A 13,173-nucleotide genomic window follows, 5' to 3' on the forward strand; every position below is an offset into this window, starting at 1 on the left:
AATTATATCGGTCGTTTCGTTATTCGGGTTGCGAACTGATTTTGTAACACCCAAGCCATTGCAAATGGAAGCCAAAGGAATGATGCCCATTTCATCAGGTCATTGAAATGAAGCAGGCGGCCCTGAAACCATGCTTTTAAGGTCAAGGCAAAATAGGGATTGTCTGGAAACAAGTTCACCAGTGCCAGCATAGCCGCCAAACAACCCAGGCCAACCCATAAGCGGTATTTACTATCCAAGCGGATTGCCCATAGCAGCAAAGCGCTCCCAATCAGCATGCCCCAGATGGCGCCCGTAGTCAGCCAGGCCAAACTGAATTCCCCACCAAACTGCAAACCAGTGAAAAGACTCTTAATCAAAACCGAAGCGCCGAGCAAACTCATAAGCAATCGCCATTGCGGGGCTTTGGCTCGCATTCCTAGGGAGAGGATCAGCCCAACCCCAAGCCAGCAGCTCGCGGTAATCAGACCTTCGCGCAGCGTCTGATTCATAACTAGGGTTCCCCAATCTGCTGCGCCGATGAGTTGTCGCCATGCCCCCATCCCAAGCCATGCACTTTGGGGATAAATTTGCGCCCACGGAAACAAAATAAACAAGGTTGCCGCGCCCCAGTTCAGACCAAACCACACATCAAATTGCCGCCGCAGGGCGCTGCCAGATAGCCATTGAGGTCCTAGTGGCACCGCTAATAAAGCGCCAATAAAACTGCCCAACACATTGGCCCACCAGTCCGTTTGACTCGGGATCCGGGTGGGCAGCCAGGTTTGTAAACTTTCCACACCCGCCGCCAGTAGTGCGCAGCAGACCATGGCAATTGATAAAGCGATAAAACGCCGCCAACGCGGGAAGACAACACACACCAATAAAAATCCCAAAGGGATATATGCCAATACATTGGTAACCACATCAAATAGGGGAATGAAGCGCGGCAATGGGGCTGAAATCCAAGCAGTCCCATTAACCCCATTTTGAAAATAAAAATCAAATGGATTGAGGCTGGTGTAAATGATCAACAAACCATAGATTAAGGCCATGGCTCGCGCCAGTGGCATAGCCTGCAATGGCCATACTAACTTACGCGGACGGGGATTTTGCCCTGATTCTGGTGACATCCTGCAATTTTAGGTCAGACCTTTCTACAATAGCGAAATGAATGGAAACTGCATCCTCGAGCGCGTCGCTGAGACACGGTCAACCAACGATGACCTGATGGCGCGCTGGCGCGCTGGCGCACTGATTGATCCGGTCGCCCGCCTAAGTAAAAAACAGACCCACGGCAAAGGTCGTGCTGGCAGAACCTGGTATGCCAATGCGGAGGATTCACTGTCTTTCTCCTTAGCATTCCCTTTTCAAAAGAGCCCTGCTGCATTAAGCGGTCTTAGCTTGGTTGCTGGTTTGGCAGTGATTGAAGGCATCTGCAGCGCACTCAATACAAGTGAACGCGTTCTGTATCAACAAGGACTGCGACTCAAATGGCCTAATGACATTGTGATCGGTCATGCAAAGGTCGGCGGCATTTTGATTGAGGGCGGGCAAACTGCGCCGACTGAACCGAGCTGGATGATTATTGGAGTCGGGCTTAACGTGCATTCCCATATCGGCGACGCCGCTGAATTAAAGGCCATTCGCACAGACCCCATTGGCGGGCTAGACCAACTGCTAATGCAAGGCCAGGCACTACCTGATCAGGATTACATTTGGCTTAATCTGGTCAATGCGTTTGAGCGCTTCTGCACCGAGTTTGATCAACATGGTTTTGCGCCTTTTATGCAGCGGTGGTCGGATTGGGATGCCTACCAAGGAGAGCCTGTCTTTACCAGCGTACTTGGAGAAAAAGATATTGAGGGCGTCGCATCGGGCATTAATCGCACAGGGGCATATCAAATTCAAACGGACCATGCGCTCGTTGCGGTTCATGCCGGTGACGTATCACTGCGTAGGCAAACATGAGCATGTACCTCCTATTTGATGTCGGCAATACTCGCCTGAAATGGGCGGCAGTCGAGTCGCATCAAAATCCAATTGATCGCAATAAAAAACTTTGGCTTTACTCCGGAGCAATCGATACCCAGCTACTGCTCTCTCCAGAGCACTGCGCTGAGTTAGCGCATTACATTTTGCAAACGATTCCAAAGCCGGATGCGATTGGCATCTGCTGCGTTGCTGCAGAAGAATGTGCCGCCAACCTCAAGCAGTTGTTTGCGCAGTGGCAGGATGTGGCCTGGTTTCGCTTACGCGGGAACTCTCCTGTTGATGGCCTTCGCTCACGCTATACGCAGCCCGAACAACTGGGCGCCGATCGCTGGGCCGGGCTAATTGCTGGGCGCACGCTATCGAGCGGCAATAGCTTAATTATCAATGCCGGCACCGCCACCACGATTGATTTTCTGGGTGCCAACGGCATTCACCACGGTGGCTGGATTATTCCTGGCTTAGGCTTAATGCAAGCGAGCTTGGAATCGAATACCGCAAGGCTTCCAGCCACCAGCGAGGCAGACCGGGTGGATGGTTTTGGAGTGTCCACGGATGCGGCAATCTACAAAGGCTGCCTTGCAGCCCAAGTGGGGGTCATTCATGAAGCCTTGCAACTGGCCAAAGAAATGCATCAACCAATTGATCGGATTTGGATTGATGGTGGAAATGCAAAAAACATCGCTGCTGAATTAAAGCAGCACAGCTTCTCCAATTCCATTTCGATTGAGGCTATTAATGGCCTTGTGCTGCGTGGACTTTGGTCTTGGATACGCCAAGAATTACGCTAACTTATTCGCTGCGAATCCGCCCCAGCAGGCTTGTGGTCGAGCGCTCGTAAATAAATGGAATGGCCACAGCAGCTCCACCCCAACCTTTAACTAGCCGAGTCTCCTCTAGCGTGTCGATCGCATAATCACCGCCTTTGACATAAATATCTGGGCGCACGCATTTCAGTAACTCAACAGGTGTTTTTTCTGAAAACAACACTACCAAATCAACGCTCGCCAGTGCGGCCAACAGCGCCTGCCGATCCGACTCAGAATTGATCGGCCTATCATCGCCCTTGCCCAGCATTTTGACTGAGGCGTCGGTATTCACACCCACCACTAGACTGCCGCCCAGTTTGCGTGCTTGGTCTAAGTAACTCGCATGGCCGCGATGCAAAATATCAAAGACACCATTGGTAAACACAATCGGGCGGGCAAGCCTAGCTAGTGCGGCCGGTAGGTCATCTGGATGGCATATTTTTGACTCGAAACTGGGTTTGCTTGGAATGGTCATCGCAATCAATCGTCTACTTAAATGGTTTCAATATTTTTTAGTAAGACTACAGCATGTTGCTGAATCTGTTTTTTCTCGGCATCGTCGATGCGCTTTAAGTTTGCAGTCATCAAGCGCGTGCGTGGATTTTTTTCAAACTCAGACTGGTGATTCATTAAAAAATTCCAATACAAGGTGGTAAACGGACATGCATTCTCACCCACACGTACATCCGGCTTATATGGGCAATGGCTACAGTAATTACTCATGCGCTTAATGTAGGCACCACTGGAAATATACGGCTTACTGGTGAAGCGCCCGCCATTAGCAAATAGAGCCATACCAGCAACGTTGGGTAATTCAGCCCACTCTACGGCATCCACATAGACTGCCAAAAACCAGCTACTCACCGCCTGAGGGGAAAGACCGGCCAAGAGGGAAAAGTTTCCCGTTACCATCAGTCGCTGAATGTGATGGGCATAGCCGTATTCCAGTGTTTGTCCAAGCACATCGGCCATGCACACCATTTTTGTTTTTCCGGTCCAGTACCACGCTGGCAGTTCCCGTTGATAGCCAAAGTAATTGGCAGTGCCCATCTTGGGCATATCGAGCCAATAGACCCCGCGGATAAATTCGCGCCAACCCAGAATTTGCCGAATCAAGCCTTCTGCTGCCTCGAGACTGGCATCGCCTGCACGCCATGCCGCCTCTACGCGCCCAATAACCTCTCGTGGATTAATTAGCTTTAGATTGAGGCTAGAGGATAAGACCGAATGCCAGCCAAACGGGGTATCGGTCCACATCGCATCTTCGTATTGACCAAAATGCACCAGCCGGGCATCAATGAAACGGTCCAAGGCTAACAAGGCTTGCTCGCGGGTAACGGGCCACAAAAAGTGCTGGAGACTGCCAGGGTGGTCTTTAAAGCGCTCCTGCACCAAGGCCAGCACCTCCTTCGTGATGGCATCGGGCTCAAAAAACTCCGGAGGATCAATTAAGCCGGGGCCTTTTTTGGGATAGCTGGAGCGGTTTGCCGCATCGTAATTCCATTGACCGCCCTCCGGCTCACCTGCCTTGTCCAGCAGAACGCCGTGCTTTTTTCGCATCTGGCGATAAAAGAACTCCATCCGCAATTCTTTCTTTGCGCCTGCCCACTGCTTGAACTCCTCTAAATCGCATAGAAAGTGCGTATCGCTTGTAATGTGCAAGGGGACATCCATCGCAGTACATGCCGCTGTAATGTCGCCCCAAACGCGCCATTCACCAGGCTCAACGCAATGGACTGAGGCGGGCTTATATTCCTCGATGGCCTCTTTTAAAGCATCCCCCAGCTCAGTGGCCGGACTGCCCTCCATGGATTGATAGTGAACGCGCGCGCCCAACTTGCTTAAGGCAGCAGCAAAGTGGCGCATCGCGGATAAAAACAGGGCAATGCGTGCCTTGTGGCTCCAAACCCAGGTAGCCTCCCCAGCAGACTCAATCATCAATACCGCGTCCTGCTGCCAATCGGCGTTTTGCAAAACTGGACTATCCAGGTCTAGCTGATCACCCAAAACCAAGATGAGATTACGGGTCGTTTGACTGCCCTTTGCACTTTTAGCCGTTGGGGATTTTTTGCTCATAAAACATCTTAACTGGAATGACTTAGACTGGAGTCCTGTTCTTTTTTTGCTTGATGAATTTATGCGGCATTTCTTCGTTGTAGCAGCCTGTTGGCTGGGGCTCTCTTTGAGTAGCCCCGCATTTGCTCAGACTGCGGCCCCCACCTGTAGCCCCCTACTTTCCCATACTTTTTTGCGCCTGCAAGATGAGGCCCCCCAAAACTTATGCCAGTACCAAGGGAAAGTGATTATGGTGGTCAATACTGCCAGCTACTGTGGCTTTACCGGACAATACGACGACCTTGAAAAAATATACTCCAAGTACCAACAAAAAGGCTTTGTCGTTTTAGGCTTTCCATCGAATGACTTTGGTCAGCAAGAGCCCGGCACGAATAAGCAAATTGCGGACTTTTGTAAAAACACCTATGACGTCAAATTCCCGATGTTTGCCAAATCGAGTGTCTCCGGGAAAAATCCAAATCCCTTATTCAAAATGTTGATTGAAAAAACCGGCACCACACCGAAGTGGAATTTTTATAAATACCTGATTGATCGCAACGGCAATGTAGTGGAGGCCTATGGCAGCCTCTCGAACCCCAGCGGTAAAACCATAACGTCCCACATTGAAAAATTACTGCAAGGAAAGCAGTGATGGCTAAAAAGCGCATTGCCATTATTGGCGCCGGCATCTCAGGCTTAGGCTGTGCTTACCGCCTACGTCAGCATCCTGATTTTGAGATCACGATTTACGAAGCAGGAAATCACATTGGTGGTCACAGCAATACCGTTGATATCAGCGTTGATACACCAAGCGGACCTATTCAGCATGGCGTCGACACTGGGTTCTTGGTCTTTAATCGCCGTACCTATCCTCGCCTCGTTCGCCTATTTGAAGAATTGGCTGTGCCTATTTTTCCTTCAGAGATGTCTTTTTCCGTAAAGCTTGAATCGATTGCTCCACTGGAGTGGGCTGGAAATGATCTCAACTCTTTTTTTGGTCAACGGCGCAATTTACTCCGCCCTTCTTTTTGGAAAATGGCGCGTGACATCATGCGCTTTAACGCGCTTGCTACTGCGCTGGCTTTAAGTCAGGAGTCAAGCGATACGCACTCAAGTAAAGTATTAGCCCAAGAAGAAAGCATTGCCGATTTTCTAGATCGCCATGCCTTTAGTAAACCTTTTCGGGATTGGTATTTCTTGCCCATGATTGGCGCGATTTGGTCATGCTCTGTCGATCAAATGCTGGAGTTTCCGATTCAAACAATGGCGCGTTTTTGCCATAACCATGGGCTCTTAAAAATACAAGATCGACCAAAGTGGCTTACCGTACAAGGCGGCTCACGCGAATACGTGAAACGCTTAGTTAGCGCCCTTGATCAGTGCGGCGTGCACTGGGTGCGCGAAGCAGTAACGTCGGTTAATGTCCCTACTGATAGCAAACAACATGCGATTGAGGTTACTAGCGCCAGTGGGTCTGCGCAGTTTGATGAGATTGTGATGGCTTGCCACAGCGATCAAAGCCTTCAACTGCTGCGTGGTATTAATACAGCGACTCAATCCATTCTGAGCGCAATTCCGTATCAGGCCAACCGGGCCATCTTGCATACCGATGCCTCTTTTTTGCCAGAGCGTAAACGCTGCTGGGCAGCCTGGAATTACACGGCGCAAGCGAAGAGTAATGACGTGGCTGAAGATACAGTTAGCGTTAGTTATCTGATCAATCTCCTTCAGCCCCTTCCTCCAGCACTGAAAGACATTCCGATTATTGTCACCCTCAATCCACTGCGTGAGCCCGACCATAGTAAAGTATTCCAAGAGATTCGGTATGCACACCCTGTATTTGATATGCGCGCTACCGATGCACAAGCGGCTTTGCCCCTGATCCAAGGCAAGTCATCGGTTTGGTATTGTGGCGCATGGACCGGGTATGGATTTCATGAGGATGGTTTGCGCTCAGGCGAGACGGTCGCAGAGGCAATTCTAGAGCGCAGTAAGCAATCCACCAGCCTCCATACTTCTGCAGCAGAGGTCAATGTTGCCAACTGATTTAACGCCGAAACTCAATTTCGGAGTCGTTCAACACCGCCGCTTCCGCCCTGCCAAAAATGCATTCGCGTATTCCGTGTTTACGATCAGCATTCCCATGCGAGAGCGACGGCGCAATCCAGATTTACTTCGCCAGCATGGTCTGGGCGACAATCGATTTCGCTTCTTTTCATTTTTTGATAAAGACCATGGCCGCGGTGACCTAGACAGCCTAGCTTGGGCCGAACAAATCTTAGATTCGTATGGCATTGCGCATCCCGATGGCGAAATCTGGTTACAAACCTTTCCACGGGTTTTGGCGTATGTCTTTAATCCAGTGAGTTTTTGGATTTGCACCAAACCAAACGGGCAAGTGCGCGCTGTCATTGCCGAGGTAAACAATACCTTTGGAGAGCGTCACTGCTACCTGTTAAGTAAGGATTCGGGCGAGCCGCTGCGCTCTGGAGAAACCCTTACAACTAACAAGGTCTTTCATGTATCTCCTTTTTGCGATGTCAGCGGTGAATACCGCTTTCGCTTCCTCTTTCCCCAAGAAAGCCAATCCGGACGGAACACCGTCAACCGCATTGAGCTGCATGAGGATGGGGAGGCCTTGATTCATACCAGCATTAGCGGTGAAGCGCGCCCATTGACACGTGCCTCCCTGTATTTTTCGATATTGCGATATCCTCTTATGAGCATTGGAGTGATCGGACGAATTCATTGGCAAGCACTGAAGCTTTGGGCCAAAGGCGTCCCGTTCCACTCCAAACCCAAACCGCCCGACTTTGAAGTTAGTAGATGAATCGACCTGGACAATCCCTGCTATCGCGCTTAAGTTTTTCACGCTCTGCCGATCGACATTCATCCCACTCGGTTCCGCTGGCGGCACGAACCTTTCTGGCCTTACTGAGCAATGTTAAATCTGGGCATTTGGCACTCACCTTGCCAGACGGCAGAACAGAATATTTTGGTACTACCAGTGATGACTTGCATGCTGATTTGCATATCCTTGATTGGGATGTGTTTAAAGATGTTCTGAAGCATGGGGACATTGGTTTTGCCGAGAGCTATATCCGTGGCCAATGGAATACATCCAACTTAAAAGCCATATTAGAAATAGCGATTCGAAATCGGACCCTCCTTGAAAAAGCAATCTACGGCAGTTGGTTTGGCTCCTTGTTCTACCGCCTCAAACATCGGATGCGCAATAACTCCAAATCAGGTAGTCGCAAAAATATTCATGCGCACTATGACCTAGGCAATCCCTTTTATTCTTTATGGCTTGATCCCAGCATGACCTATTCCAGCGCCTGGTTTAGTGGCGATCTTCAGCTCCCATTGGCTCAGGCCCAATCCAATAAGTACCGCCGTATTTTGTCTTCCATTGATGCCTCTCCGGAAAAACGAATACTGGAGATTGGCTGTGGCTGGGGCGGCTTTATTGAAGAAGCAGCGCTAGCTGGTTGTCATGTAACTGGCCTTACTTTATCCCGAGAGCAACAGAAGTTTGCTGAAGCACGCCTTGCACAGCAAGGCCTTGTTTCTGAAATTCGGTTTCAGGACTACCGCGATTGCAAAGAACAATTTGATGGCATTGCCTCCATCGAAATGTTTGAGGCGGTGGGTGAAAACCATTGGGAACAATATTTCAAGACGATTGCATCCTCGCTCAAGCCCGGTGGAAAAGCCTGCATTCAAACCATTGTGATTGCAGAAGAATTGTTTGAGCGCTATCGCAGTAGTACGGACTTTATTCAGCAATACGTTTTCCCAGGCGGTATGTTGCCATCCAAGTCGGCTTTTAAAGAGTATGCGGCCAGGGCCGGTTTGCGGGTTGATGACGAATTTGCATTTGGAACCGACTATGCAAAAACACTGTGCATTTGGTATGAGTCGTTTAATGGGCAACTGGGCCAAGTTAGCCAACTGGGGTTTGATGAAGCTTTCATTCGGCTTTGGAATTTTTACCTCATGTACTGTGCAGCCGGCTTTTCAGAGCGCAACATCGATGTGGTGCAATTTACCCTGGTTCACGATCACGCTAGCGGAGATAGCTTACGCCCATGAAACAAATTGGTATGCAGGACTTCGCCGGAAAGCGCGTATGGGTGATCGGCGCCAGTAGCGGAATTGGCGAAGCCTGCGCAATCGCGCTATTCGCAGCCGGCGCGTCAGTCGCGCTCTCTGGCCGTCGCCTGCAAAATCTTCAAACAGTCGCGCAGCATGCCAAGCCGAATCAAAGTCTGATATTGCCCTTGGATGTGACTGAGCCCAAGGCAATTCAAGAGGCCTACCAAAAACTCATGCAGGAATGGGGGCAGCTCGATCTGCTGTTGTTTGTTTCTGGGATTTACATACCATTGCGTGCCGATAACTTTGAGATGGAGTCAGCCGAGAAAACCATCAATGCCAATGTATTAGGACCGATGCGTGCGGTTGCTGCGGTCTTGCCTAATATGCTAGAGCGGCACAGCGGCCATATCGCTATTGTAGGAAGCGTGGCCGGCTACAGCGGCCTACCGAAAGCGTTAGCTTATGGCCCGAGTAAAGCAGCCATGATTAACTTTTGCGAAACCCTCTTTTATGATTTGCAGCCTAAAGGCATTGGGGTGCACATGATTTCCCCAGGCTTTGTAAAGACCGAGGCTACTGCGCAAAATGACTTTGAAATGCCCGCCTTAATTAGCTCTGAAGAGGCAGCCAAACATATTTTGGATGGCATACGTGAGGGTGAGTTTGATATCCATTTTCCAAAACGGTTTTCTGGATTCTTGAAGTTTTTGCGTTTACTGCCTTATCCAGTTTACTTTTGGATCTTACGGCGTTTCGTCAAAATTTAAGGCCGCAGGCAGTACTGCCTCACTTACTTGTAATTCTCTTTTCTGACTTTGTCGACCAAGTGATCCATCACTGCGATGGCTTTTGCACGGGTACCGGCAATCGAAGGTGAAGTAATGTACTTTCCTTGAATCGCGACAGTCGGAACGCCGTCAATGCGGTATGCGTCGCCCAGCTGCCGCGCGGCTCTTGCTTTTGAAACAACCGCAAATGAACGGTATGCAGCTAAGAATGCATTGCGATCCACGCCCTGACTTGCAACCCAATCTGCGATGTCATTCTCATTAAGAAGGCGTTTATTTTCCCTGTGCATGGCAAACATCACCTTGGAATTGAGATTGCTCTTGCCTAAAGCCTCAAGCGCATAAAACAATTGGCTGTGGGGCATCAGCTCCTCACGAAAGGCAATCGGCACTTGACGAAATACCACGTCTTTTGCTTGGCGCTTTTCCCATGCCATGATTTCGGGATCAAAATCAAAACAATGCGGGCAGCCGTACCAAAAGAATTCAATGACTTCCACTTTGCCTTTGGTGTCGAGCGGCTGAGCGACCGGCAGGACGCGGTAATCAAATCCAGGCTCTATTTTTGCTGGGCCTTGAGCATGAGAAATGGGTACGAAAAAACTCAGGGCAATTACAGCGCCTAGCCCAAGTTGCAGTAATCGCATAAATGGTTTCATTATTTATTGACCTTAATGACGGCTGGCTTAATGCCCATGCCGGTTAACTTGCTGCGCACGATGCCGCTGTCATCGACATTGGCAAAGGGGCCAATACGAACCCGCCAAACGGCTTTGCCATCGACCAAACCTTCACTAATTTGGGATTGCATTCCTTGCATGGCTAAACTGGCTTTCTGTCCATCCGCTTCGGATTGACTTGCAAAAGCGCCAGTTTGAACAAAAAAGACGACCTCTGTTTTGGCATCTGCCTTTGCACTCGCCGCGGCATCTGCAGCTGCCTTGCCGGTCGCAATATCGGCAATGGGATCAGCGCTACTGCTGGGGACTGCCGGGGATTTGCCCTGCAGCGGCCTATTTAAATCAATTTGCGTTGCTGGCTTTTCTTCTTCACTTACCACCGCTTCCGCTGGTGCGGCTGGTTTAATGGATAAAGGAAGATTGGGGGCCTTCACTCCAGGCCGCTCTTGCGGTGGTGTTTTAGAAATATAGAAAGCCACCGCCAAGGCGAGGCTAAGGCCGATAACCAAACCAATCACTAAGCCCAAGATGGTGCCGCCAAATTCCCTATCGCTTTGAGCAATAGGCTGTGCTGGCGGTACGGAGGGTCGATTGGCTTTTTTCATCATTTCCCTTATCTTACATTTTTCTGGGCGCCGATACACCCAATAAAGCCAAGCCATTTTCAATCACTTGCCGGGTTGCCGACAATAAAGCCAGCCTGGCCAATTTTAACTTTGCATCGTCTACCAAAACCCGGTCTGCATTGTAAAAAGTATGGAAATCCCCCGCCAAATCACGCAGATAAAACGCTACTGCGTGTGGGGATAACTCTGCTGCCGCAGTCGTTAGCATCTCCGGATATTCCGCAAGGCGGCGCAGCAAATGATCAGAGGCCTTGCTATCCAAAAGAGAAAGGTCGGCATTCAGTAGGTCTGCTTCAGTACCGTTCCATTGCTGCAAGATGGAGCAAATACGCGCATGGGCGTATTGCACATAGAACACCGGGTTCTCATCATTCTGTTGCAGTGCCAAATCCACATCAAACACAAATTCCGTATCGGCTTTACGAGAAATTAAGAAGAAGCGCACTGCATCACGCCCCCGCTGCAAGGCCAATTCGCGCTCTTGGGCATTCATCAACTCAGTAACGCCGCCAGACCATTCCACCAAATCGCGCACAGTTACATAAGACCCCGCCCGTTTTGAAATCTTGACCTCTTGCCCATGCCGCATCACCGTCACCATCTTATGCAGAACATAGTCAGGGTAGTCAGTCGGAATAACCCAGCCGCGTTTTTGCGCAACGCCTTGCAAACCAGAGCGCACCCGAGCGATGGTGCCATGGTGATCGCTGCCTTGGACATTGATCACTTTAGTAAAACCACGCTGCCACTTACTTGCATGGTAAGCCACGTCAGGCACAAAGTAGGTGTATGTGCCATCGGACTTGCGCATGACGCGATCCTTATCATCGCCATCCTCTGTGGTTCTGAGCCACAATGCACCATCGGCTTCATATGTTTTACCTACCGACCCCAGGTCAGCAACGATCTGGGCAACACTGCCATCGGTATACAAAGAGGATTCGAGGTAGTAGCAATCAAACTGAACGCCAAACGTACGTAAATCAATATCCTGCTCATTGCGCAGGTAAGCAACCGCAAACTGCTGAATCGCCGCCAAGTCATCCATACCATTGCATTCAGGAGAGGCCTTATATGCCTCTGCAATTTCAGCAATGTAATCGCCGTTGTAAGCCTGCTCTGGCCAACTTGCATCGCCAGGCTTGAGTCCGCTCAAACGTGCATGCACAGATGCCGCTAAATTCGTAATCTGCACTCCAGCATCGTTGTAATAAAACTCGCGGTGCACGGCAACCCCTTGGGTACTCAGCAGATTGGCGATGGCATCGCCGAGCGCTGCTTGCCGGCCATGGCCAACGTGCAAGGGGCCGGTTGGATTGGCAGAAACAAACTCCACCATTGCCCGTGATGCTCCATCGATGGCACGCTTACCGAATGTTTTTTTCTGATCAAGTACTGCTGTTACTACTTCGGTTTTGGCTTTATTACTTAAGCGGAAATTGATGAATCCAGGCCCTGCAATCTCACTCGATGCAATCAATTCGGCATAACTGGGATCCGAACCCAAAGAATCGACAATGGCTTGGGCCAGCTCACGGGGATTCATCTTCCATGCTTTGGCGATTTGCAATGCAATGTTGCAAGCGACATCGCCATGGTCCACCGATTTTGGACGCTCTAGCCTTGGCTCTATTGGCGAATCTACTGCAATACCGCGACCATCGGCAACGGCCTTTAAGGCAGCGCCTAAAGATGCAATTAATTGGTTTTTATGATTTAACAGCATAGAAGGTGAGTTTATCAGGCGTAGTGGCCGATTATGAATAGGGGCTTCTTAAAGGTGGTAAGCTAAATTATGATCTATCAATTTCACTCTAAAGCAGGTCCCGATGTCATCATGCTCTCGGATTTGAGCCAACGCATTTTTGACATCCTTGAGCATCCCCTAGAGAAACGGGGCATTTTGGTCGCAGAGCTTTTGCCCGAGTTTATTGCTCGCCTTGAATCCGCCATTACGGCTGATGCAGCCTCCAACAGTAGCGCGCCCGATACACCCTCAGACTCCGACCAAGAAAAACCGACTGCCGATCGTCTAGGGCAGCGCGCCTTCCCCTTTCTGGAGCTCCTCAAACAAGCTAGGGCTGCAAATGAGCCCATTGTGTGGGGCGTCTAACGACAAGCCTTTGCTGAGCAAAGGAAGGGG

Annotated in this window: 14 protein-coding genes; 8 read left to right on the forward strand and 6 right to left on the reverse strand. The window is 50.1% G+C overall.

Going from position 1 to position 13,173, the window contains the following annotated elements; genetic code table 11:
• Positions 1-2: 2 nt before the first annotated feature.
• Positions 3-1,112, reverse strand: coding sequence for a VanZ family protein (locus AOC34_RS09600; RefSeq protein WP_108469845.1), 1,110 nt, complete (start codon positions 1,110-1,112; stop codon positions 3-5).
• Between the two features lie 37 nt (positions 1,113-1,149).
• On the opposite strand from AOC34_RS09600, the gene AOC34_RS09605 reads away from it, so the two are divergent.
• Positions 1,150-1,950 (forward strand): biotin--[acetyl-CoA-carboxylase] ligase, encoded by an 801-nt coding sequence (locus AOC34_RS09605; RefSeq protein ID WP_108469846.1) that lies wholly within the window; start codon positions 1,150-1,152, stop codon positions 1,948-1,950.
• Complete coding sequence (locus tag AOC34_RS09610) at positions 1,947-2,762, forward strand: type III pantothenate kinase (RefSeq protein ID WP_108469847.1); 816 nt, start codon at positions 1,947-1,949, stop codon at positions 2,760-2,762. The genes AOC34_RS09605 and AOC34_RS09610 overlap by 4 nt, the downstream gene beginning before the upstream one ends.
• A gap of 1 nt (position 2,763) precedes the next feature.
• On the opposite strand, the gene rfaE2 is transcribed toward AOC34_RS09610, so the two are convergent.
• Complete coding sequence (gene rfaE2, locus AOC34_RS09615; protein WP_108469848.1) at positions 2,764-3,255, reverse strand: D-glycero-beta-D-manno-heptose 1-phosphate adenylyltransferase; 492 nt, start codon at positions 3,253-3,255, stop codon at positions 2,764-2,766.
• Between the two features lie 17 nt (positions 3,256-3,272).
• The gene (locus AOC34_RS09620) at positions 3,273-4,856 is read right to left on the reverse strand and encodes a cryptochrome/photolyase family protein (protein ID WP_108469849.1); all 1,584 of its coding nucleotides are present in this window, start codon (positions 4,854-4,856) and stop codon (positions 3,273-3,275) included.
• 61 nt (positions 4,857-4,917) lie between these two features.
• On the opposite strand from AOC34_RS09620, the gene AOC34_RS09625 reads away from it, so the two are divergent.
• From AOC34_RS09625 to AOC34_RS09645, 5 genes are read left to right on the forward strand one after another with little or no spacing between them, the layout of a single operon-like run.
• Positions 4,918-5,487, forward strand: a complete 570-nt coding sequence (locus tag AOC34_RS09625; RefSeq protein ID WP_108469850.1) for a glutathione peroxidase — start codon at positions 4,918-4,920, stop codon at positions 5,485-5,487.
• Positions 5,487-6,881 carry an NAD(P)/FAD-dependent oxidoreductase gene (locus AOC34_RS09630; protein WP_108469851.1) on the forward strand — a complete coding sequence of 465 codons (1,395 nt, stop codon included), beginning with the start codon at positions 5,487-5,489 and terminating at the stop codon, positions 6,879-6,881. The genes AOC34_RS09625 and AOC34_RS09630 overlap by 1 nt, the downstream gene beginning before the upstream one ends.
• On the forward strand, positions 6,868-7,665 hold the full coding sequence (locus tag AOC34_RS09635) for a DUF1365 domain-containing protein (RefSeq protein WP_108469852.1): 798 nt from the start codon (positions 6,868-6,870) through the stop codon (positions 7,663-7,665). The genes AOC34_RS09630 and AOC34_RS09635 overlap by 14 nt, the downstream gene beginning before the upstream one ends.
• Positions 7,662-8,930, forward strand: a complete 1,269-nt coding sequence (locus AOC34_RS09640; RefSeq protein ID WP_108469853.1) for an SAM-dependent methyltransferase — start codon at positions 7,662-7,664, stop codon at positions 8,928-8,930. The genes AOC34_RS09635 and AOC34_RS09640 overlap by 4 nt, the downstream gene beginning before the upstream one ends.
• Positions 8,927-9,703, forward strand: coding sequence for an SDR family NAD(P)-dependent oxidoreductase (locus AOC34_RS09645; RefSeq protein ID WP_108469854.1), 777 nt, complete (start codon positions 8,927-8,929; stop codon positions 9,701-9,703). Before AOC34_RS09640 ends, AOC34_RS09645 begins: the two co-directional genes overlap by 4 nt.
• Before the next feature lie 23 nt (positions 9,704-9,726).
• On the opposite strand, the gene AOC34_RS09650 is transcribed toward AOC34_RS09645, so the two are convergent.
• The 3 genes from AOC34_RS09650 to argS are packed head-to-tail and all read right to left on the reverse strand — an operon-like array spanning position 9,727 to position 12,756.
• The gene (locus AOC34_RS09650; protein WP_108470160.1) at positions 9,727-10,371 is read right to left on the reverse strand and encodes a thiol:disulfide interchange protein DsbA/DsbL; all 645 of its coding nucleotides are present in this window, start codon (positions 10,369-10,371) and stop codon (positions 9,727-9,729) included.
• An 11-nt stretch (positions 10,372-10,382) separates the two neighbouring features.
• On the reverse strand, positions 10,383-11,012 hold the full coding sequence (locus AOC34_RS09655; RefSeq protein ID WP_108469855.1) for an SPOR domain-containing protein: 630 nt from the start codon (positions 11,010-11,012) through the stop codon (positions 10,383-10,385).
• Between the two features lie 10 nt (positions 11,013-11,022).
• Positions 11,023-12,756, reverse strand: a complete 1,734-nt coding sequence (gene argS, locus AOC34_RS09660) for an arginine--tRNA ligase (RefSeq protein WP_108469856.1) — start codon at positions 12,754-12,756, stop codon at positions 11,023-11,025.
• A gap of 69 nt (positions 12,757-12,825) precedes the next feature.
• Here argS and AOC34_RS09665 point away from each other — a divergent pair, with 69 nt between their 5' ends.
• Entirely contained in the window at positions 12,826-13,143 is a 318-nt protein-coding gene (locus tag AOC34_RS09665) for a DUF1840 domain-containing protein (RefSeq protein WP_108469857.1), read from the forward strand.
• Positions 13,144-13,173: the final 30 nt, after the last annotated feature.

It is taken from the genome of Polynucleobacter difficilis (genome assembly GCF_003065365.1).
Classification (GTDB): domain Bacteria; phylum Pseudomonadota; class Gammaproteobacteria; order Burkholderiales; family Burkholderiaceae; genus Polynucleobacter; species Polynucleobacter difficilis.